The organism is Natronoarchaeum rubrum (assembly GCF_024494695.1).
Genome location: NZ_JANHDP010000008.1, coordinates 25,507 through 45,590 on the forward strand (window position 1 = coordinate 25,507; position 20,084 = coordinate 45,590).

The 20,084-nt window shown below is 65.6% G+C and carries 20 protein-coding genes, 1 tRNA gene and 1 pseudogene; 12 read left to right on the top strand and 10 right to left on the bottom strand.

The window, feature by feature from the left end:
- Positions 1 to 83 precede the first annotated feature (83 nt).
- Complete coding sequence (locus tag NO931_RS18200; RefSeq protein ID WP_256393790.1) at positions 84 to 209, bottom strand: DUF8556 family small protein; 126 nt, start codon at positions 207 to 209, stop codon at positions 84 to 86.
- 246 nt (positions 210 to 455) lie between these two features.
- Between NO931_RS18200 and NO931_RS18205 the strand changes: the two genes are divergently transcribed.
- Positions 456 to 617: a hypothetical protein gene (locus NO931_RS18205; protein WP_256393791.1), complete on the top strand. Its 162-nt coding sequence runs from the start codon at positions 456 to 458 to the stop codon at positions 615 to 617.
- A gap of 55 nt (positions 618 to 672) precedes the next feature.
- Positions 673 to 942, top strand: coding sequence for a hypothetical protein (locus NO931_RS18210; RefSeq protein ID WP_256393792.1), 270 nt, complete (start codon positions 673 to 675; stop codon positions 940 to 942).
- Positions 943 to 966: 24 nt separating this feature from the next.
- On the opposite strand, the gene NO931_RS18215 is transcribed toward NO931_RS18210, so the two are convergent.
- The gene (locus NO931_RS18215; RefSeq protein ID WP_256393793.1) at positions 967 to 1,665 is read right to left on the bottom strand and encodes a hypothetical protein; all 699 of its coding nucleotides are present in this window, start codon (positions 1,663 to 1,665) and stop codon (positions 967 to 969) included.
- A gap of 633 nt (positions 1,666 to 2,298) precedes the next feature.
- On the opposite strand from NO931_RS18215, the pseudogene NO931_RS20900 reads away from it, so the two are divergent.
- Positions 2,299 to 2,400: pseudogene (locus NO931_RS20900) on the top strand (surface glycoprotein); the annotation flags it as partial.
- 87 nt (positions 2,401 to 2,487) lie between these two features.
- Complete coding sequence (locus NO931_RS18220; RefSeq protein WP_256393794.1) at positions 2,488 to 4,767, top strand: BGTF surface domain-containing protein; 2,280 nt, start codon at positions 2,488 to 2,490, stop codon at positions 4,765 to 4,767.
- A gap of 867 nt (positions 4,768 to 5,634) precedes the next feature.
- Here the strand turns inward: NO931_RS18220 and NO931_RS18225 are convergent.
- Positions 5,635 to 7,197 (bottom strand): HTTM domain-containing protein, encoded by a 1,563-nt coding sequence (locus tag NO931_RS18225; protein ID WP_256393795.1) that lies wholly within the window; start codon positions 7,195 to 7,197, stop codon positions 5,635 to 5,637.
- Positions 7,198 to 7,352: 155 nt separating this feature from the next.
- Here NO931_RS18225 and NO931_RS18230 point away from each other — a divergent pair, with 155 nt between their 5' ends.
- Positions 7,353 to 7,769 carry a thiol-disulfide oxidoreductase DCC family protein gene (locus tag NO931_RS18230; protein WP_256393796.1) on the top strand — a complete coding sequence of 139 codons (417 nt, stop codon included), beginning with the start codon at positions 7,353 to 7,355 and terminating at the stop codon, positions 7,767 to 7,769.
- A gap of 12 nt (positions 7,770 to 7,781) precedes the next feature.
- On the opposite strand, the gene NO931_RS18235 is transcribed toward NO931_RS18230, so the two are convergent.
- From NO931_RS18235 to NO931_RS18245, 3 genes are all read right to left on the bottom strand, one after another.
- Positions 7,782 to 9,113 carry an aminotransferase class III-fold pyridoxal phosphate-dependent enzyme gene (locus tag NO931_RS18235; RefSeq protein ID WP_256393797.1) on the bottom strand — a complete coding sequence of 444 codons (1,332 nt, stop codon included), beginning with the start codon at positions 9,111 to 9,113 and terminating at the stop codon, positions 7,782 to 7,784.
- Positions 9,114 to 9,219: 106 nt separating this feature from the next.
- Positions 9,220 to 10,482: an MgtC/SapB family protein gene (locus tag NO931_RS18240; RefSeq protein ID WP_256394027.1), complete on the bottom strand. Its 1,263-nt coding sequence runs from the start codon at positions 10,480 to 10,482 to the stop codon at positions 9,220 to 9,222.
- 230 nt (positions 10,483 to 10,712) lie between these two features.
- Positions 10,713 to 10,988, bottom strand: coding sequence for a PadR family transcriptional regulator (locus NO931_RS18245; protein WP_256393798.1), 276 nt, complete (start codon positions 10,986 to 10,988; stop codon positions 10,713 to 10,715).
- 176 nt (positions 10,989 to 11,164) lie between these two features.
- Between NO931_RS18245 and NO931_RS18250 the strand changes: the two genes are divergently transcribed.
- From NO931_RS18250 to NO931_RS18275, 6 genes are all read left to right on the top strand, one after another.
- Entirely contained in the window at positions 11,165 to 11,437 is a 273-nt protein-coding gene (locus NO931_RS18250; RefSeq protein WP_256393799.1) for an amphi-Trp domain-containing protein, read from the top strand.
- Between the two features lies 1 nt (position 11,438).
- Positions 11,439 to 11,846: a GIY-YIG nuclease family protein gene (locus NO931_RS18255; protein WP_256393800.1), complete on the top strand. Its 408-nt coding sequence runs from the start codon at positions 11,439 to 11,441 to the stop codon at positions 11,844 to 11,846.
- Positions 11,847 to 11,910: 64 nt separating this feature from the next.
- Positions 11,911 to 11,994 (top strand) — tRNA-Leu (locus NO931_RS18260).
- A 224-nt stretch (positions 11,995 to 12,218) separates the two neighbouring features.
- Entirely contained in the window at positions 12,219 to 12,638 is a 420-nt protein-coding gene (locus NO931_RS18265) for a DUF8009 family protein (RefSeq protein ID WP_256393801.1), read from the top strand.
- Positions 12,639 to 13,007: 369 nt separating this feature from the next.
- Positions 13,008 to 14,063 (top strand): gluconate 2-dehydrogenase subunit 3 family protein, encoded by a 1,056-nt coding sequence (locus tag NO931_RS18270; protein WP_256393802.1) that lies wholly within the window; start codon positions 13,008 to 13,010, stop codon positions 14,061 to 14,063.
- Between the two features lie 88 nt (positions 14,064 to 14,151).
- Positions 14,152 to 15,915, top strand: coding sequence for a GMC family oxidoreductase (locus NO931_RS18275; protein WP_256393803.1), 1,764 nt, complete (start codon positions 14,152 to 14,154; stop codon positions 15,913 to 15,915).
- Here NO931_RS18275 and NO931_RS18280 read toward each other — a convergent pair.
- The 4 genes from NO931_RS18280 to NO931_RS18295 all read right to left on the bottom strand — a co-directional run bounded on the left by NO931_RS18280 (position 15,849) and on the right by NO931_RS18295 (position 19,088).
- On the bottom strand, positions 15,849 to 16,079 hold the full coding sequence (locus NO931_RS18280; protein WP_256393804.1) for a hypothetical protein: 231 nt from the start codon (positions 16,077 to 16,079) through the stop codon (positions 15,849 to 15,851). The two genes, NO931_RS18275 and NO931_RS18280, sit on opposite strands and share 67 nt — an antisense overlap.
- A gap of 102 nt (positions 16,080 to 16,181) precedes the next feature.
- A complete protein-coding gene (locus NO931_RS18285; protein ID WP_256393805.1) occupies positions 16,182 to 18,275 on the bottom strand; it encodes a DUF7282 domain-containing protein in 2,094 nt (697 codons plus the stop codon).
- Positions 18,276 to 18,448: 173 nt separating this feature from the next.
- Complete coding sequence (locus NO931_RS18290) at positions 18,449 to 18,757, bottom strand: DUF8036 family membrane protein (protein ID WP_256393806.1); 309 nt, start codon at positions 18,755 to 18,757, stop codon at positions 18,449 to 18,451.
- 55 nt (positions 18,758 to 18,812) lie between these two features.
- Positions 18,813 to 19,088 (bottom strand): ArsR/SmtB family transcription factor, encoded by a 276-nt coding sequence (locus NO931_RS18295; protein ID WP_256393807.1) that lies wholly within the window; start codon positions 19,086 to 19,088, stop codon positions 18,813 to 18,815.
- 140 nt (positions 19,089 to 19,228) lie between these two features.
- Here NO931_RS18295 and NO931_RS18300 point away from each other — a divergent pair, with 140 nt between their 5' ends.
- Positions 19,229 to 20,017: an inositol monophosphatase family protein gene (locus NO931_RS18300; protein WP_256393808.1), complete on the top strand. Its 789-nt coding sequence runs from the start codon at positions 19,229 to 19,231 to the stop codon at positions 20,015 to 20,017.
- The last annotated feature ends 67 nt before the right edge of the window (positions 20,018 to 20,084 follow it).

A 20,084-nucleotide genomic window follows, 5' to 3' on the forward strand; every position in this document is an offset into this window, starting at 1 on the left:
TTCTTCGACACCGACGACCTGCAGAAATGATCAGTCGATGATCGCCATCCGGTTCAGCTAGCACGTCGACCTCCGAATCGGCGTTACGTCGGGTCGTTCGTACGCTGGAGCAGGTACACCATCTCCCACATCGCGTCTTCCATCTCTCCCCCGTCGGCAGCGTCCTCGAGCTGGCTGTACAGCGAGTCTGACACTGTGATCTCGGGCATCACGTGGAGTTGCGACGGCATCGCTTATTAATGTACGGTAATTCGTAATAGAGTTAATCCAGTCAGCGACACCCTCGCCTCGACGTACTACTCGGTCGGCCGAAGCGCTACGACGAACTCCTGGAGGGCCCGTCTCGCCCCTGGAGAAGAACCACCATCGCTCGGCCGACTTCTCGTCTCGCCGCGGGGCCCGATCGACTCGGAACGTGTGTGAGACTTAAGGGCCGTCTAGAGCTAGCTACACACATGGCCGGAACGCAACAGTCAGCGTCGCGATCGCACTGCTGGACCTGCGGCTTCGAGGCACCGGCGGGAAGCGACCGGTGGGAGACGATCGATGTCGTCTCGCTGGGGACGATGACGCGCTGTCCGGAGTGTGGCAGCACGAACGTCTCGTCCGGTCGGTGAGTCGCGGGCCGGAACCGTCGATAACTATTTTTTCTCGTGCGTGGTGGGCGCGCACATGGGAGAGTCACCGAACGTCGAGTCCGTCGAGACCGACGACGACTACGTACACGTTCGCTTCCGCGACCCCGACCAGTTCGACGAGATCCGGACGCCGGACTGGGCCGACGAGCCCGCCGGCTCGGTCGCGAACGGTAGCGAGGTCAGGACCGGCAAGGAGAAAGGCGACGACGACTGGCTCGTGCAGTCGGTGCTGATTCCCGCGGACCACGACGAGGACGACGCGCGCGACGAGGCGAAACAGATCGTCGAGAAGATCGAGTCCTAAAGCGGTCAGGCGAACCGTCCCGGCTCAGTCCGCCAATCCAGACAGGGAGTCCTCGCGGAGGCAGGGCCTGAACAGGATGTCGTAGCCGGTGGCGTCCTGAACGTTGTCGAGTCGCTGCCGGAGCAGATCCCACTCGCGGTCGGTCAGGTCGATCCGCTCGCCCGACCCCATCACGCCGTCGTTGTCCGGATCGTCGGCGTGGCAGAGCCCGAGATGTGCGATCTCGTGGAAGACGAGCCGCCGCTCCTCGCGGGGATCGTCCCGGTCGGCGACCACCGCACGGTTGCCCACGCTGAATCCGTTGACGTTGCCGTCCTCGCCGCCGCCGAGCGCGTCGGTCACGGGGCTGTACACGAGCCCCGAGTACTCGGGATGCGCGCGGCCGGGCACCACGAGCAACTGGAGCGCGGCGTTCCGGAACCGGCGCTCGATCTCGGTGCGGTAGAAGCTCCCGCCGCCCCAGAGCAGCGACCGCGCGTCCGACCCGTAGCGCCGCTCGAAGGCGTCCCGATCGTACCGCTCCGGGTGGTCGAGCCACTGGGCGTAGATCCCTTCCCGACGGAACAGCCGCTCGATCGTCGCTTTCGTCCCCGATGAAATCCCGGTTCCCTCGACGTAGCGGACGTCGATGAGCAGGTCCCGCCGTGACGGGTCGAGCCCCTCGAACTGGTCGCCGAACGTATCTGCGAACGCCCGCTCGACCGGCCCGCCGCGCTCGTCCACGTCGGAAATCCCATCGTCGTCGGCGTCCGTGTCCGGGGTCGCGTGCGCGTACGCGAGTGACCCAAATGAGAACGGGAGTGCCGTGGCGCCGCCCACCGCGCCCAGCAGCGCGCGACGGGATGCCGTCGGCCGAGGGGCGTCGTCAGAGTCGCTTTCGGTCTCTCGATCTGAGCCGCCACGGTGTGACATCGAACAGTCGAGAGTTACGTTGACGTTATTTGACCGTAACGGCCTCTTACTGACAGGTCAGCGTATCGATCTGTGGTCACGAGAAGATGCCGAACTGCAATCCGATGCTACGGATATCCTCCGATTGCGTCGTTCGAGCGGGTAAGCTACACTTTCCGGCGTTTGGTGGAGCTGACGGGGCCGTTCGATTCAAGTACGATTCGCAGTGCGATCTGAGCTACCGACTACTCCTACCCGTCGGAAAGGGAGCCTGAACCGACCCATGATAACCGATAACAACTTCCTAACTCCACCACAAAGCATTTATAACGATAGCGTAACCTTCGTATTGTACCCCTACCCATGGTGGCAGCAACGAGTATCACCGTCCGGAACGACTTCCGGTCGCGTGCGAAAGATGGTGTCGCCGTCTGATCGGCAGACAAACAAGAGATACAACAACACATGACAGACAACAAATCATATCGTGAAAAGGGACGCGCAGTGTTCCTTGCCGCGATGATGGTTCTTTCCGTGGTTGCTGGCTCCGCAGCGCTTGTGGGGACGGCGGCCGCGAACCATGGCGATGACGTATCGACAATTAATTCTGGTGTTGGTGTGTACCAAGGTCAGGTATTCACAACCAACAGTGACATGACTGAGAAGGGAGAGGGCAGCGGCACTGTCGACCTGTACGAAGGTTCCCCCGGTGCCGATTCGGACTCTACCTGGGTCGAGGAAGTTGATCTCGACGATGTCAACACCGACGGCATCGACACGAGCAACCTCGAACAGGGAGACTACTACCTTGATGGTGGTAGCGGTGAATTCGAGTTCACCGTTCGTGAGCACACGCTCACGACCAAATTCAACGAGGACACCGTTCGACAGAGCGGTACGGTCGATCTCAACATCGACTCGAACCGCGGTACCTTCGACTCTGAAGTGAGTGCAGAGGGTCTCAGCCAGGACGAGCTTCTGAGCCTCTTCGGTGAGGCCGCATCGACTCCTGAGGGAGACCACTCTGACGCTGACTATGTCATCGTCGAGAACCGCGGCGACTTCTCCCTCGACTTCAGCCAGACTACGGAGGATGTCGGGACTGGAAACTACACGTTCACCGTTGAGTCCGTCGACACGACGGCGTCCGACAACGCGACGATCGAGGTTCAGGACGATCCGGACACCTCGATCTCCTTCACGCAGGACGACTTCACGGGCCAGATCGGCAACGAGGTTTCGTTTAACCTCTCCGTTGAGGGCACCGATGCACCGATCTACGTGAACGTGGGCGACAAGAGCGAGGTTAACTTCGAGCAGAACCTCAGCATCACCGGTCTCGATGATGTCGAGAGCGGCGAAGAGGTCCAGGTCACGTACAACACGTTCCACGCCCCGTCCGCACCGAACGCGTGGAGCAGCCCCAACGACGGTGTGACCGTCAACGTTGAGGACACGGGCATGGCGATTGACCAGCCCCTCGGTCCCTACGGCTACGAACTGGGCGTCTCCACGGGCTACGACGCTGATGCTGACGAGTACAACACCGATCAGGAGCAGGACCTCGCCTTCCTGCAGCTCAGCGAGCGTACCTCGTTCAACGAATCGAGCCTCCAGACGGTGACCGCGCCGAAGGGCGCAGTCAGCGGCGCGGACAGTCTCGAAGAGGCCACCCTCACCGAGACTGGTACGATCGCGAACGGTGACCAGCTCCTGACGACCGTCAGCGCCGAGAGCGTTTACGCGTTCGTCAACGACAGCACGGGCTACGTCCACGGCGCTGACGCCGGTGGCGACGCCGGCGTGCAGGGCATGCAGGTCAAGGTCGTTCAGGACATCTCCGGCCCCAACACCGATGACTCCACCAAGGAGTGGATCACCGGTGTCGGAGGCGGCCTCTCCGCACAGATCGTGAGCGTCGACGAGGAGAACGAGACGTTCACCGTTCTTCTCACGACCACTGGCGATAAGGGCGAGCTCCCGACCGGTGAAGAGCTCGACCTGACCTTCGAGATCACGGACCAGAGTCCCTACATCGACGACGCTGGTGCGACTGAATCGAGCACGACCACGTTCTCCATCGAGGAGCGCAACCTCGAATGGAACGACGGTGCTGATGAAGTTGCAGCCATCGACGGCTCCGAAGTGACCGGCACGACTAACGTCGCACCCGGTACCACGATCAACACGCGAGCTCGCACGGGCGGCTCGTCCGGGTTCGTCGAGCGCGACACGCCGACTGTTCAGGTTGGCGAGAACGGTAACATGTTCACCGCCTCCTTCGACCTCGGCGGCGAGGAGGCCGGCACCGAGTTCGACCTCAGCGCAGAGGACAACAAGGACTCGAAGAACACCGCCAGCATCACCTCGACGCTCGTCGAGGGCGACACGTCCGAGCCCGCCGAGACGATGGTCGAATTCGGTAGCTCGACCTACGACGTGACGAAGAACGACACCGCCGAGGTCACGATCGACGTGACCGCCGGCGCAGACGGTCTCGACGACGTCAGCGTTCCCCTGATGGTCAACGGTGAGGAGGTTGCCTCGCAGTCCACCGGCAGCCTCGGCGCCGAGAACACCACGACGCTGACCTTCGAGGTCAACACGTCCAGCGATGCCTACCCGGTTGGCGAGCACGAGCTGTCGACCGAGGTCGACAACACGTCCGCCTCCGCGACGTTCAACATCGCTGAGGAGGACCCCGGCTCGGACGACTCCGACACTGGCGACAGTGACACGGGCGACTCCGACACTGGCGACAGTGACACTGGCGACAGTGACACGGGCGACTCCGACACTGGCGACTCCGACAGCTCGGACGACTCCGGCGGCTCGGACGACTCCGGTAGCGACGGTCAGCCCGGCTTCGGTATCTCCGTGGCGATCGTCTCGCTGCTCGGTGCCGCGCTGCTCGCACTCCGCAAGGACGAATAAACTACTCAGCCACCGCGGCTGACCCCTTTTCCCGTTTCGACGGGACTCATTTTTTGATGCCTCGCTCCCGTAGCCGACGGCACGGTGAGTAGCCGTCAGCTCGTTCATACAGTCGGCAGCGTTCACACTGCACTCTCAATCTCACGCCGCACCCATCCCGCAGAAACGGAGTTTCTCCCCGAGAACGGGGTGTCGATAGAATACCCCGTTCAGAGAGTATCGAGCCATTTTCGCGACTGCGGGGCGCGCTTGATGTCGGCGCGGTGCGTCACGAGATCACCGCCTCGTCGAGCGCTCGCCAGCATTCCGTGCGCAGGAAGTACGCAGCCGTCCATCTCGCGTAGACGGTGTCCCGTGTGCTGTCGTGATCTGCAGGACGTCTGGGCGAGCGTCCGAACGCACGTTCGTAGACAGACTCCGACGGGCCCGAGGATGAAGGCAGCGAGGTACCATTACTCGGCGATGACGAGTAGCTCTCTCGACTCAAAGCGGACGCTCAATCCATTGTGCACGGAGTACTGCACACGGACAGACTCGATATCGAAGCGTCGGGGAGACATCGGCCACAACTGTAGTCGAAGGACTCGTGTAACAGCTGGTCGTCAGATCGACGCCATCTGTAGCAAAGCCGTAGATGACATTCGCTCCGGTGAACGCTCCTCCGTAGCCTCGAAGGTCGGGAATCGTCGCCGAACGACTCGGCTACAGCGTCGTACGTGATTCCGATACCGCGGCCGTCTGGCCGCTGTCAAGTCACCGGTGCGACTCACTACAGCAGTGGCTGCACTGTCTCCGTAAACCAGGTCGACGAACGCTGACTGTGCGCCGAAAATCGGGACCCGTCGCAGTCGTTTCCGGGCAGATCGCTCAGTGGTGCTGCACGAACTTCCCGGAACAGTCGTAGTCGATCAACTGTATTCTACCGTACGCCTCTCGCTCTCCGGAGTACGGATCGACTCGTTCGAACACGTGGTAAACGGTAACGTTGGTAATGCCGGTTTCGTGCTGTCGGTTCCAGCGATCACAGAGGTGGTTCGCGAGGTACGATCGGTGATTTTCGTTGCTGGCCGACTGCACGTTCGAGAGGTACTTTCGCCACCGTGCCGACCGATACGTGGACTCGACGTTTTCCGGCCTCTCTAAATCGACCCGCGACTTGTGGAGCACGTCGATTTCTGAGCCGTTTTCCAGGGTGCCCGCAGCCGCGAACCACCGCGTCGTTCGCGCCGGACTCGGCGCGAACATGCGCCAACTCTGGTCTGCCTGGGTGGTTTCCAGAACCTGTTCACCGGGATCGGGGACCTCACCGTAGTCGACCGCCTGTGCGTTGGACATGACGACGAGCGCGAGCATGAGATACGGGATCAGAGTGAAAAATACCGTGCGCCCACCGCCGACCACGGCCGACCAGTTTGGCACGTCGGGTGCGTCGATTCCAGTAGCCGGAGCCGGTGGATTCGGAAGACGGGCACTGAACCGCTCCTTGCTGGACCGAAGCGCGTCCGTGATGCCGGCTCGAGAGACCAGGTCGCTCACCGCGTCCCAGACGACCGAGGGGTAAAACGGAAGCAGCGCCGCGACGACGACCAGCGGGAAGAGGCCGATGCGCATCGTGACGAGCATTCCAAGATGCATGCCGACGAAGAGAGTCGGGAGAATCGTCCGCGCACGGCCCGTAAGCACGAACAGCAGCGGCGACGCCAGAATGAGCGCGATCCACAAATAGTTGATCAGTTCCAGCAGCGAGTGGTACTCGGCGAGAGTGTTGCCGAGTAGCACGGTGAACTGATCGGCGCTCATGATGTGGACGAGCGCCTCGCCGTCCATCCAGAGTTCGCCCCTGAACTTGTGAACCGTGTTCGTCACGTACATGAAAACGACCTGGAGCAGCAGCGCCATGGTCGCGATCGACGCCACGGTAGTGCTGTCTCTCTCGGAGTGCTCGGCCGAAACCGACCACGTCTCGTCCAGCGGGAGGAAAATCCCCCAGAACAGGAGCATGCGCAGCAGGACGTCGCCGCTGTTGAGGATCATCGGATTTCGGATGTGAAGCGAGACGAGCAACAGCCACGAGACGATCGTCGCGATCCGCGTTCGGTAGCCGACGACGAGGGCGAGCGCGAAGGCTCCCGCAATGCAAAACAGCACCGTCTGTGCCCACGCCGCTCCGGAGATGGCGTGCAGCGAATACACGTTCGTGTAGTCCGAGAACAGCGCCTCCCTCGGGAGAACCCCCGAGTCGGTGTAGAAGGCGCCCAGACTTCGGGAGCGAGCCACGAGGTCGACGATCAGGAGCAAGCCGAGCGAGATCCGAAACGCGGCGAGCGCCCGGAGGTCGATCTCGAACCAGCGGCCGACTAAGCGAGCAAACCAGTCGAAGGCGTCTTGGAGAGCGGTCCCAACGTTCGTTGAGGGAAATCGTTGCGTCATGAATAGTACGAATCCGGAAGCTGGTCAGGTGTCGACAACATGACGGCATAAACCTTCTGAAGACCCAAACGAGTGTTTTAGCGTTGCGGCGAGACGAGTTCGACCGCAGGGACCCGGAACGCTGAATTGGTAGGGATACCAACTCCGAGTAGTCGATGAGCACGGAACTTCCGGAGGACGAGCCGATCATCCTCTTCGACGGCGTCTGCAATCTCTGTAGCGGGTTCGTGCAGTTCGTGGTCCCGCGAGACCCCGAAGGCCGGTTCCGCTTCGCGTCGCTCCAGTCCGACGTCGGCAAGGAACTGCTGGCCGAGCACGGCCTCCCGACGGACGAACTGGAATCGATCGTGCTGATCGAAGGCGACGAAAGCTACGTGAAATCGGCCGCAGTCATCCGCATCGCGACGCTGCTCGGCGGCGTCTACGCGCTGCTCCGGCCGTTTCAGTTTCTTCCGCGGTTCGTCCGCGATCGGGTGTACGACTTCGTCGCGGATCACCGGTACGAGTGGTTCGGGAAGAAGGATCGGTGTATGGTCCCGGACGGGGACGTTCAGGCGCGATTCATCGAGTAACCGCGCGGAGCATCACGCTGCCGCCCGGATCGACTCGACCAGCAGGTCGACGCCGAGGCGAAGCTCGCGTTCGGTGACGTCCAGGGGCGGCAGCACGCGCAGCGTCGAGTGACCGCAACCGAGCGTGAGCAGCCCGCGACGGAGCGCCTGCCGGAGAACGGCTTCGCGCCGATCCGCCGTGTCGAACTCGACGGCGAGCATCAGTCCGCGCCCCCGCACGTCGACGACGCCGGGCAGCCGCTCGTCGGCCAGCAGTTCGTGGAACTGCGCGCCACGACGAACGGCGTTTTGCTGGAGGTCGTGCTCGCGGATCGCGTCGATCGTCAGGACGCCCTGGAGCGCCGCGAGCACGTCGCCGGCGCCCCACGTCGAGGAGAGCCGGCCGGTCTCCTCGGGGAACAGATCGGACCGACCCATCGTGGCACCGACGCGCAGTCCCTTCGCGCTGGCGATCACGTCCGGCGTCAGATCGGTGTGATCGATCGCCCAGAACTCCCCGGTGCGACCGATCCCCGACTGGATCTCGTCGGCGACGATCGCCACGTCGTACTCCTCGCGGATCGCAGCCAGATCGGCGAGGAATTCGTCGTTCGGGATGCGGTAGCCCCCCTCGCCCTGAATCGGTTCGATGATGACGAAGGCGAGTTCCTCGGGATCGATGACGCCGCGCTGGGGGTGGAGCCGGTCGGCCAGCGCGTTGCCGCCGGGGCCGTCCGTCCGCCAGCCGCAGGTGCACTCGCCGTCGCAGGTGCAGTACGGCAGGCTGACGACGCCCGGAATTTCGGGGAACCCCTTGCGGTGCTTGGCTTTCGATCGGTTCAGCGAGAGCGCGCCGAGCGTCCGGCCGTGGAACGCGCCGTCGAACGTGATCGCGCGGTGGCCGCCCGCTGCGTAGCAGATCTTGATCGCGTTCTCGACGGCCTCGGCGCCGGTGTTCGAGAGAAACACGCGATCGAGATCGTACGCCTCGCAGGCGTCGGCGAGTCGGTCCATGAGCTGGGTAGGGCCGGGGAACTCGGGGTCCTCGGGCGGCCAGCCGCCGCTGACGTAGAAGTCCTGCCCGGCGATTTTCGTCGGATCCGGCAGGTCGAACGCCTCGATCCGGTCGGCGATCTTCGGGTTGTTGTAGCCCAGCGGCGACGCCGCGACGTGGCTGGTGAAGTCCAGCAGGACGTTGCCGTCGACGTCCGTACAGAAGGGGCCGACCGCCTCCTCGGTGACGTCCCAGACGAACTCGTAGACGTACGTGCTGGGCGCCGCGTGCTCGTGGTGGTGTTTCACCCACCGCTCGGCGCGCTCGCCGGGAATGGAATCGACTTCGGGGACCGCCGTCGCTCTGTCCATGTTCGAAGTGAAGGGCCGGATCGATAAAATACCCGAGTGCTTCGATCATCGTGCGCGGCGAACGACCGTCCGGCGCGCCGGAGGCGGTCAGTGGCGACACCGACGATCAGACCGTGGCGACCGCAGTGGCCGCACCGGCGCCGAGCAACAGGACGCCGCTCCAGCCGGCGACCCGGTAGGCGAAGTTCCGGTCGGGGCCGAGCCCCGCGAGCGCGACTTTCACCAGCACGCTGGAAGCGGTCGCCAGCAGGATGGCGACGACCGCGGTGCCGGCGTCGAGATCGCCCACGCGGTACAGCATCACCGCCGACGCCGTCGCGCCGGCGCTGGAGACCAGCCCGGTCGCCGCGGCGGTCGCGTAAAATCCGAGTCGGCCGAGGTGAATCTCCGCGAGCGATCCCACCACGAGGACGGCCAGAAACACGACGCCGAAGCCGAGCGCGTTGCGGAGCGAGAACGGATCGACCAGATCGATCTCGACCTGTTCGGACCAGTCGGCGGCGTAGGCCGCGATCGCCACCGAGCCGAGAACGATCGCACCGAGCGGCACGAGCGCGCCGTAGAGGACGCGCCCGCCGCCCAGCGTGAACACCAGCGCGATGCCGAGGTTGCGCAGCGCCATCGCGGCGTTGGCGAGCAAGATTGCGGCGACGGCGTAGGCGCCGGCTTCCGGGCGCTGGCGGACGTGATCGATCATGGTGCCGACGACTGCCGCCGAGGAGGCCAGCCCGCCGAAAAAGCCGGTGACGGCGATGCCGCGGCCGCCGTAGTTCATCACGACGGCGTAGTTGACGATGCCGATCCCGGCGACCATCACGACCATCAGCCAGGCGACGCGGGCCTCGATCGGAACGGGCGTTCCCAGCACGTCGATCTGCACGGGTTCGACCGGCAACAGCGGGTAGATCACGAACGCGAGGATGGCGAACTCGCTCGCGGAGCGAAGCTCCTCGCGGGAGAGCCCCCACGCGATGTCGTGGAGCTCCCGCTTCAACACGAGGAGCAGCGAGGACAGCACCGCGACGGTGACGCCCTCGATGACGAACTCGGCGGCGACGAGCGCGCCGACGCCGTAGGCGACCAGCATCGACGTCGAGGTCGTGAGGCTCAGTCCTTCGTCCTCCTCTCGGTCGGCGAGCAGCCCCTGGACGGCGAGCAGGACGCCCTGCACGACGACCAGCAGGCCGCCGACGACCAGCAGCGCCTCGCGATCGATCACGACGAACACCGCGCCCAGCAGGCTGATCAGCGAGAACGTTCTGATCCCCGCCGTCTTCTGGGACCACTCCCGTTCGAGGCCGAGAAACATGCCCAGCGCCGCCGCGAGCGCGATCCGGGCGACCGTGCTCTCCAGCGCATCGCCGCCCATCGGTGCGGTTTGTAGCAACTGCGGCAGCGACGACGCGAGGTCGACGAGAGCGAGCGACGACTCGGCGACGACGAATACGGACACCGGTAGGGCTACGCGAATATCGATCATAAAGCCGTTGCAGAAGATGGAGCGACGGCCCGACTACCGGTCGGCGGGCCGTCCAATGCAGACCGACAGGCGGGTCGTCGGTGCGGTCGATCAGTCGCTGGTCGGCGCGCGACGCCCGATCACGTCGACGCGTAGCCGGCTTCCCAGTCGAGGCGGGCTTCGAGTTCCCTGCGGCCGCGCCGCGTCAACGTGTACTCGTTGGTGCGCCGGTCGCGCTCGCCTTTCTCGACGAGCCCCTTCTCGACGAGCGTATCGAGATTCGGATACAGGCGGCCGTGATGGATCTCCTTCTCGTAGTACTCTTCGAGTTCTTCCTTGATCGCGAGCCCGTGTGGATCGTCGAGCCCGGCCACGACGTACAGCAGGTCTCGCTGGAAGCCTGTCAGGTCGTACATTGATAACTACCAGTGTGATCGGAACGTCGGAAAATAAATATGTCGTCTTACGCGGAATCGGCCAGTATTCCCCGGCGAGAAACCGAATCGGACGGGTCCGGGTGGTGTTTCGCGCCGGTGCAGGCCGCGCAACGGCGTCCCGCCGTCTTATTGTCGTCCGGCCCGTAGGTGGTGGTATGCCCGAAGAAGTGCTGTTCGAATCCGAGCGAACCCAGTCCCGTGCGGAGATCGCCGAGACGCTGCGCGCAGTGGCCGACAAGCTCGACGCCGGGGGGTCGATCACCCTCTCGGCCGGCGAGCAGTCGATCGAACTCGACCCCGCCGAGCGTTCGGAGTTCGAGATCAAGGCCGAGCGCGAGACCGGCGGCGGCGAGGAGGAACTCAGCGTCGAGTTCGAGATCGAGTGGTCGCCCGGCGCATCCGACGACGGACCGGTCAGCGTCGAGTAGGATGGCCGGCGGGACGTACACGCTCCTGATCGAACTTCCCGAAGCGATCGCGCCGTCGATCGGCGCGTTGGGATCGCAGCCGCTCGATCCGGGCTGGTACGCCTACACCGGGTCCGCGCTGGGAACCGGGGGCTTCTCCCGGGTCGATCGCCACCGTCGCGTCGCGGCGGGCGAGCACGACGTGCGACACTGGCACGTCGATTATCTCCTCGGCCACGACGCCACAGCGCTCCGGGACGTCGTCCGCGCGCCGGGCGCCGACGTGGAGTGTGCCGTCGCGAGCGAACTGCCCGCCAGTCCGGTCGCGGGCTTCGGGGCCTCCGACTGCGACTGTGAGGCCCACCTCGCGTACGCGGCCGACGAAGCCGAGCTTCGGCGCCAGGTCGAGGCGGCGTACGCCGACCGCTGACGGCGCCCCGTACTCCGACAAACCGATGGCTTAAACGTGGGTGAGTTCGTTCGTCCGGGTGCGTGCGAGGGTAGCCAAGCCCGGAAACGGCGGCGGACTCAAGATCCGCTCCTGTAGAGGTCCAAGGGTTCAAATCCCTTCCCTCGCATCGCCGCGAGGCGCACGAACGCGCCGAGCGAGATGCACAGAGGGAGGGATTGAACGAGAGGGCGGCTTCGCCGACCGCGTAGTTCAAATCCCTTCCCTCGCACTGGCAACAGTGCGGCAAGACGGAGCGTCTTGCCCTCGCAAACTTCTCACACTTCTACTTCCGTAGCGACGGCGGCGTCGACCCGCGGGACCGCTAAGTGGTCTCAGCCCCAACCGCAGTCGATGACGGAGTCCGACGACCCGACGGCGATCCGGTCGATCGCCGTCCGCGGCGACGACCTGGCCGCGGCGCTCGAAGCCGAGATGCGAAGCGGCGGCGACGCCGTGCTCCGGATCACGCCGCCCTTTAGCGGGCGGATGCGAGCCCGGCTCCACGTCCCGGGAGAGGACACCTACGACGCGCCGGCGCCGATCCACGTCGGTCCACGAGAACTGGTCGACGAGCCGCCCGCGTATCCCGAACCGGCGGAGACGGAGGACGCCCTGCGCGCCGATCCCGACGCCGAATACACCCGCGAGCGCCACCGCGAACGCCATCGGGATGCCGTGGCGGCGTGGCGCGAGGCGGTCCGCGAGTGCGTCGTCGACGAGGTGACGCTGGCGACCGACGACGAGCACCGGGTCGCGGTTTCGGTTCTGTGAGCGCGGCCGTACGTCGGGCGCGGATGGGGCCGGCACGACCCGCCGAGACTGCATGATCCTGCGCGTGGCGCCGTGACAGCTGTAGTAGCTGTTCCCCGGCGGACGTGTCGTCGCGACCACGAGTCATCGCGCGTGGATACCGAGTCGACCGAGGCATCCTGGCTTTCGACAGGATCTGATTCGTCGAAGCGAGGGCGACCGGCGCGAGCTCGTCCAGTCCGCCGACTTACGGTCAGATCGCGTACCGGTAACCCTGGAACACTGTCGCCGGTCGCCTCGCTACCGGCGAGTGTCACGACAAACGATACACGTTGATTATCTAATCGCTCTTCGAATACGATTTTGAACGGGAGTGTGGGATGTCAACTCGTGACAGACGAAGATCAGACGCTCGACTTCACGCGCAGGAACGCGATGAAAGTCGGCGGCGGCGTCGTCGCCGGCGGGTTGGCGATCGACCCCGAAGGGTGGTTCACCGACGACTTCGACGTCGATCAGATGCAGGAGGTAGAGCTCGAACCCGAGGGGCTACAGTACCTCTCGATCGAACAGGCCGAGCTGGTCCACGCGATGACGGCGCGCATCTATCCCTCGGACGAGAACGGACCGGGCGCGCCCGAGGCGGGCGTGGTGTACTTCATCGACCGCCAGCTCAACGACGCCTGGGGGCGAGGAGAGCGATGGTACATGGAAGGTCCGTTCGCGGGCGTCGATCCGACGGCGCCGTTCGTCGGCGACGCCGAACCCGCCGAGCCGGACGTCGAGGTTTCGTTCGCGAATCAGGAACCCAGCGCCACGCAGGGCTGGCAGTTCCCGATGTCGCCCGCGGAGACCTACGAGTTCTCGCTGGACTACGTCGAACAGTACTGCCAGAACGAGTACGGGTCGAGCTTCGTCGACCTCGATCCCGGCCAGCAGGACGCCGTGCTCGAAGCGCTCGAGAGCGGCAACGTCGACACGTTCCGCGGGATCACGCCGGACGCGTTCTTCTCGATGCTGCGCCAGAACACGCTCGAAGGGATGTTCGCCGACCCGATGTACGGCGGCAACCGCGAGATGGTCGGCTGGCGGCTGAAGAACTTCCCCGGAACGCCGGGCGCGCTCGGGAGCTACCGGGACATCATCGACCAGGAGGCGTACGTCGCTCCCGACGAGTTCCGCTCGATCGCCGACGACGTCGACCAGGTGGCCGACCTCGGCCCGACCGGCGGCGTCGATCCGGCGGGCGGCAACGTGTCCGGCGGCGGCAACGCATCGGGCGGTAACGTCTCGGGCGGCGACGACACGACCGGCGGTGACGCGAACGCGTCCGAGGGCACCGACGCGTCGGAGGGGGGTAACGCATCGAGCGGCAACAGTACCGGAGACGGCGGCGGGAGCGACGGCAACGTCGCGGGCGAGCGCGGCGCGGGCCACTCGCACTGATCGACGCCGACGGCGCCGGTGCGAGGGGGATCGAGCGATCGAACGCCGCGCTGCCGGACTGCAGCGCACCACGGATCGAACAACACAGATGGTACAACAACTCGATCCGGTCGACGTCGTGACGGTCGGCGTCGGCTGGACCGGCGGCATCGTGGGGAAAGAACTCTCGGAGGCGGGCTATCAGGTCGTCGGCCTGGAGCGGGGCGGCGAGGTGACGACCGAAGACTTCCTGACGGTCCACGACGAGCTGGGGTACGCGCTCCGGTACAAGCTGATGCAGGACCTCTCGAAGGAGACGATCACCTTCCGGAACAACGTCGACCAGACGGCGCTGCCGATGCGGCGGTACGGCGCCTTCCTGCCCGGGACGGGCGTCGGGGGCGCGGGCGTCCACTGGAACGGCCAGACCTGGCGCTTCCTGCCCTACGACTTCCAGATCCGCTCGCTGACGCTCGACCGCTACGGGCAGGATGCGATTCCCGACAACATGCTCCTTCAGGACTGGGGGATCACCTACGAGGAGCTGGAACCGTACTACGACGAGTTCGAGTACATGGCCGGCATCTCGGGCGCGGCCGGGAACCTGCAGGGCGAGACCCAGGAGGCGGGTAACCCCTACGAGGGCGCCCGAGCCCGGGACTACCCGCTCCCGCCGATGGAGACGCCGCCGTCGCTCGAACGGTTCATCGACGCGACGAACAACCTCGGGTACGAGCCGTTCATGGCGCCCTCGGCGAACCTCTCGGAGGAGTACACCAACTCCGACGGCGTCGAGTTGGGGGCCTGCCAGTACTGCGGCTTCTGCGAGCGCTTCGGTTGCGAGTGGGGCGCCAAGTCCTCGCCGATCATCACCGTCCTGCCGGTCGCCCAGCAGACCGGCAACTACGAACTCCGGACGCACTCGAACGTCGTCGAACTGATGTACGACGAGAACGCGGGCCGAGTGACCGGCGTCAGGTACGTCGACGAGCAGACCGGCGACGTGTACGAACAGCCGGCCCGATCGGTCGCGCTGACCGCGTACGTGCTCAACAACGTTCGGCTGCTCTTGCTGTCGGGGATCGGCGAACCGTACGACCCCGAGACCGGCGAGGGCGTCGTCGGGAAGAACTACTGCTACCAGAACTTCCAGGCCAGCGCGACCGGCTTCTTCGACGAGCAGTTCAACCTCTACATGGGCGCCGGAGCGCTCGGCGCCGCCATCGACGACTACAACGGCGACAACTTCGACCACTCCGACCTGGACTTCCTCCACGGCGGCAACGTCGCGATCTCCCAGACGGGCGACCGACCGATCGTCAACAATCCCGTCCCGGAGGGCACCCCGTCGTGGGGGTCGGAGTTCAAAGCGCAGAGTCTGGAGAACAACCACAGCACGCTCTCGATCGCCGCGCAGGGCGCGGTGATGCCGTTCCGGCGCAACTACCTCGATCTGGATCCCACCTACACCGACCAGTACGGTAACCCGCTCTTGCGGATGACGTTCGACTGGCGACCGCAGGACCGGAATCTCGTCGAGCACATCGGCCCCCAGCTGGAGGAGATCATGCAGGAGATGGGCGCCGAAACCGTCGAGGCCAACACGTCGCTGGAGGGCAGTTTCGACATCGTCCCTTACCAGTCGACCCACAACACCGGCGGGGCGATCATGGGCTCGGACCCCTCCCAGTCGGTCGTCAACACGTATCTCCAGTGCTGGGACGCGGAGAACCTGTTCATCCCGGGCGCCTCGGCGTTCCCGCACAACAGCGGCTACAACCCGACCGGCACCGTCGGCGCGCTGGCCTACCGGGCCGCCGAGGGGATGCAGCAGTATCTGGAGAACCAGCAGATGCTGCGCGCCCCGGTGTAGATCCCCGAACTCGCGAGTCGGTTCGAGGGCGGCGGCGTCGCGGTGCGGTCGGCGTCGTGTCGACCGGTCAGCGGCGTCGCGGTGCGATCGGCGTCGTGCCGACCGGTCAGCGGCGTCGCGGTGCGATCGGCGTCGTGACGACTCGTCGACAGTTGGCCATCCATCGGCGTCCCCGGTTCGGGAGAGAATCCAGAGCGGGCGCTCGTCGACGCGAATCGGCAGCGAAAAAGAGCGTCGAAAGCGCGGAGAGGGCCGAAAACGCCGGGTTACCGGCGGGACCGCAGGGCGATCAGGCTCGCGCCCAGCAGCGAGAGCGCGGCGACCGCGACGCCGAAGCCGGGGCTGCCGTCCGAGTCGGCGTTCTCGTCGTCCGAGCTGTCAGTATCGTCCATCCCGCTGGAGTCGTCCATGTCGTCAGACTCGTTCATCCCGTCCGATTCGTCCATTCCGTCGGAGTCGTCCATCCCGTCCGACTCGTTCATGTCGTCGTCCATGCCACCGGACGCCATCACCGACGCGTCGGCGACGATGGCACCGCCGTTGGCGGTGTAGGGACCGTCGGCGCTACCTTCGTCCTCGACGAAGTCGTACATCTCGTCACCGTCGGTGTCCATGTGGGGCATCGCGACCGCGACGCCGTCTTCCTCGTAGGGGCTGTCGAGACTGATCTCGACGTCCTCGTGGGTGCCGGGCGCGAGGTACTCGCTGGTGCCGCGGACGCTGTCGAACACGGCGCCGTCGAGAACCGTCGCGTCGTGGATCGTGACGAAGCCGCCGTCCGAGAGCGTGACGGAGTCGACGACGATCGTGCCGTCGCTCTCCTGATCGCTGATCGAGACTGCGGCCGGAACGCTCACCGTTCCGGCGTCGACGACCGCGCCGCCGTCGGCGGTGAAGGGACCGTCGGCGCCGCCCTCGCTCTCGACGAAGTCGTACATCTCGTTGTCGTTCGAGTCCGTGTGAGGCATCGCGACGAGCGACCGCGTCTCGGTGATCGGCTCGTCGAGCGTGACGGTCACGTTCGCGTGGTGGCCCGCTTCGAGGTACTCGCTCGTGCCGATCACGCTGCCGAACGTTTCGCCGGCGAACAGGCTGGAGTCGTGGATCGTCACGAACCCGCCCTCGGAGAGATCGACGTCCTCGACGACCACGGCGGTGCCGTCGGACGTCTGGTCGGCGAGCGAGACCGAGGCCGAGACGGTGACCATCCCGGCGTCGACGACCGCGCCGCCGTCAGCGGTGTAGGGGCCGTCGGCGCCGCCCTCCTCGGCGACGAAGTCGTACATCTCGTTGCCGTTCGAGTCCATGTGAGGCATCGCGACGAGCGTGCCGTCCTCGGTCAGCGGGTCGTCGAGGGCGACCGTCACGTCGTGGTGCAGCCCGGGCGCGAGGTACTCGCTGGTGCCGCGAACGCTGTCGAACACCGCGCCGTCGTTGATCGAGGAGTCGTGCATCGTGACGAAGCCGCCCTCGGGCACGAACACCTGCTCGACGGTGACGTGGTTGCCGCCCGAGGCCTGGGCGTCGAAGGTCGCACTCGCCTCGGTCTGGAGCGTTGCGCTCGCGGTGTCGACGATCGCGCCGTCGCCGTCGACGTAGGGACCATCGGCGCCGCCTTCGTCCTCGACGAAGTCGTACATCTCGTTGTCGTTCGAGTCCGTGTGAGGCATCGGGATCACGGTCGCGTTCTCCGACAGTTCGTCGTCGAGGTGAACGCGCACGTTCTCGTGGTGGCCCGCTTCGAGGTACTCGCTGGTACCCCGGACGCTCGCGAACGTCTCGCCGTCGAGCAGGCTCGCGTCGTGGATCGTCACGAAGCCGCCCTCGGAGAGTTCGACCGAATCGACGACGATCGAGCCGCCGTCGGTTGGCTGGTCGGAGATCGACACCGTGGCCGAGACCGTCACGTTCGCGCTCGCCACGACGGCGCCGCCGTCGGCGGTGTAGGGGCCGTCGGCCTGGCCGTTGCTGGAGACGAACGTGTACGCGCGGTCGCCGTCGGTGTCGCGGTGGGCCATCGCGGTGAGCCGCTCGTCCTCGTTCAGCGAGTCCGCGAGCGTGACCGTCACGTTCTCGTGGGTGCCCGCTTCGAGGTACGCGCTCGTGCCGGCGACGCTACCGAACGTCTCGCCGTCGGCGAGGCTGCTATCGTGGATCGTCACGAAGCCGCCGTCGGGGAGCGTCACCTCGTCGACGGTGACCGTCGTACCGCCGGAGGTCTGGTTGGCGAACGTCACCGACGCCGCGTGATCCGAGGTTGCCGTTGCTGTATCTCCCGCCGCTGCGGGCGCCGCGCCGACCAGCCCGATGCTGGTCGTCACGACGACGATCATCAGTGCCGCGGTGATGCGTTGCCGCATACTCCGACAGTCGAAGAGGTATTTAAAGTCGATTTCCCGAACTGTCACCCAATTTCGTTCGTATTCCGTTCCAAAACGCGTGCAGTGGCCATCTATGCGGCGATATCGATATCGGGGTGACGAGCGAACGGAGTATAAAAAGCGACCGCGAACGACCGGTGGACCGGCGAGACTCAGTCCCAGGTGACCCACGCCAGGATCGCCAGGCCGATCGTCTGGCTCACGTGCAACAGCATCTGGGCGCGCCAGACGATCGGCGGGACGGCGGAGCTGTGCCACCAGGGCGAGAGGTCCGGATGGACGAGGTAGAAGTACAGGTTCAGCAGGTTCTGGGTGAGCAGGAACGCGGCGAACAGCAGCAGTCCGAGCGTGTGCTTCGAGCGGAACTGCAGGTAGTTGCGGCCCCAGACGTAGCCCAGCGCCAGCAGCAGCGCTACGTTCGCGAAGACCGCAACGCGCACCACGTCGACCCAGAGCGTCATCTGTCCACCTCTATCCATCCAGCCCGGTTATACTCTTTCCCAAATTCGTCCATAGTTAGTTCACCTGTTCGAGGATCTGTTCGACGGTGTCCCAGTGGTGGCGCGCTCGGTCGGTCGGCAGATAGATCGCGCCGTAGTCCTCGCCGCTCTTCTCGACGATCTCGTTGTCCCGCAGGACATCGAGGTGGTGGCGGACCGTCTTGTAGTCCAGTTCGAGGTCCTCGGCGAGCTGGTTGGCGTTACGGGGCCGGTCGTCGATCGCCCGGAGAATCCGCGCGCGATTCGCTCCGCCCCGAGTACCCGTAAACACGTACCACAGGACGGCCTCCATTGGTAGTCTGGTGGATTGCGACCCTTGTAATAGCATCGACACAGGCAGTCGTTCGACAGGTAACGGAGTCGAGACATCCGGGGCGGTGGCCGGATGCCGCCATCGACGCCCCTAACTGCCGCCGCGGCGGTACTCGACGCATGGATATCGACGATCCCGCCAGCGTCGCCGAGCGCGCCGCCCGCGCGGGCGGCGAGACGGCCGCCGAGACGTTCCGCGGTCGGCTCGACGTCGAGACGAAATCGAACGAGGCCGACCTCGTCACGCAGGCCGACCGCGCAGCACAGCGGGCTGTGCTCACCGAACTGCGCGATGCCACCCCGGACGTGCCGATCGTCGCCGAAGAAGCGGACGCTCGAAAGGAGGTGCCCGCGGAGGGACCGGCGTGGATCGTCGATCCGATCGACGGCACCGCCAACTACGTGCGAGGCGTCCAGTTCTGGGCGACCAGCGTCGCCGCCGTCGAGGACGGCGAGCCAGTCGCCGCGGCGAACGTGCTCCCCGCACTCGGCGACGCGTACGTCACGGACGGCTCGACCGCACGAATGAACGGCGAGCCCGTCTCGGTCAGCGAGCGCTCGAACCCGGCGGCGTTCGCCGTCGCGCTGACGATGTGGTGGGGCTTCACCGAGGAGGGTAGCTACGGCGACACGATCGCCCGTCTCGGCGAGCGCTTCGGCGACCTGCGGCGCATCGGCGCGGCCCAGCCGACACTCTCGCTGGTCGCGTCGGGCGCGCTCGACGCCGCGGCGACGCCGATCCCGCCGAATCCGTGGGACGCCGTCGCCGGGGTCGGGCTCGTGCGGGCGGCCGGCGGCGTCGTCACCGACGTCCACGGCGACCGCTGGACGGTCGATAGCGAGGGACTGGTGGCGTCGAACGGCCGCGCCCACGATCGGCTGGTCGACGCCGTCGGCGGCGAGAACTGAGCGGGTCGGCCTCTCGATCCGGACGCCGTCGGCTCGTGCGCGTCGCGTACCCGAGACCGGAACGCTG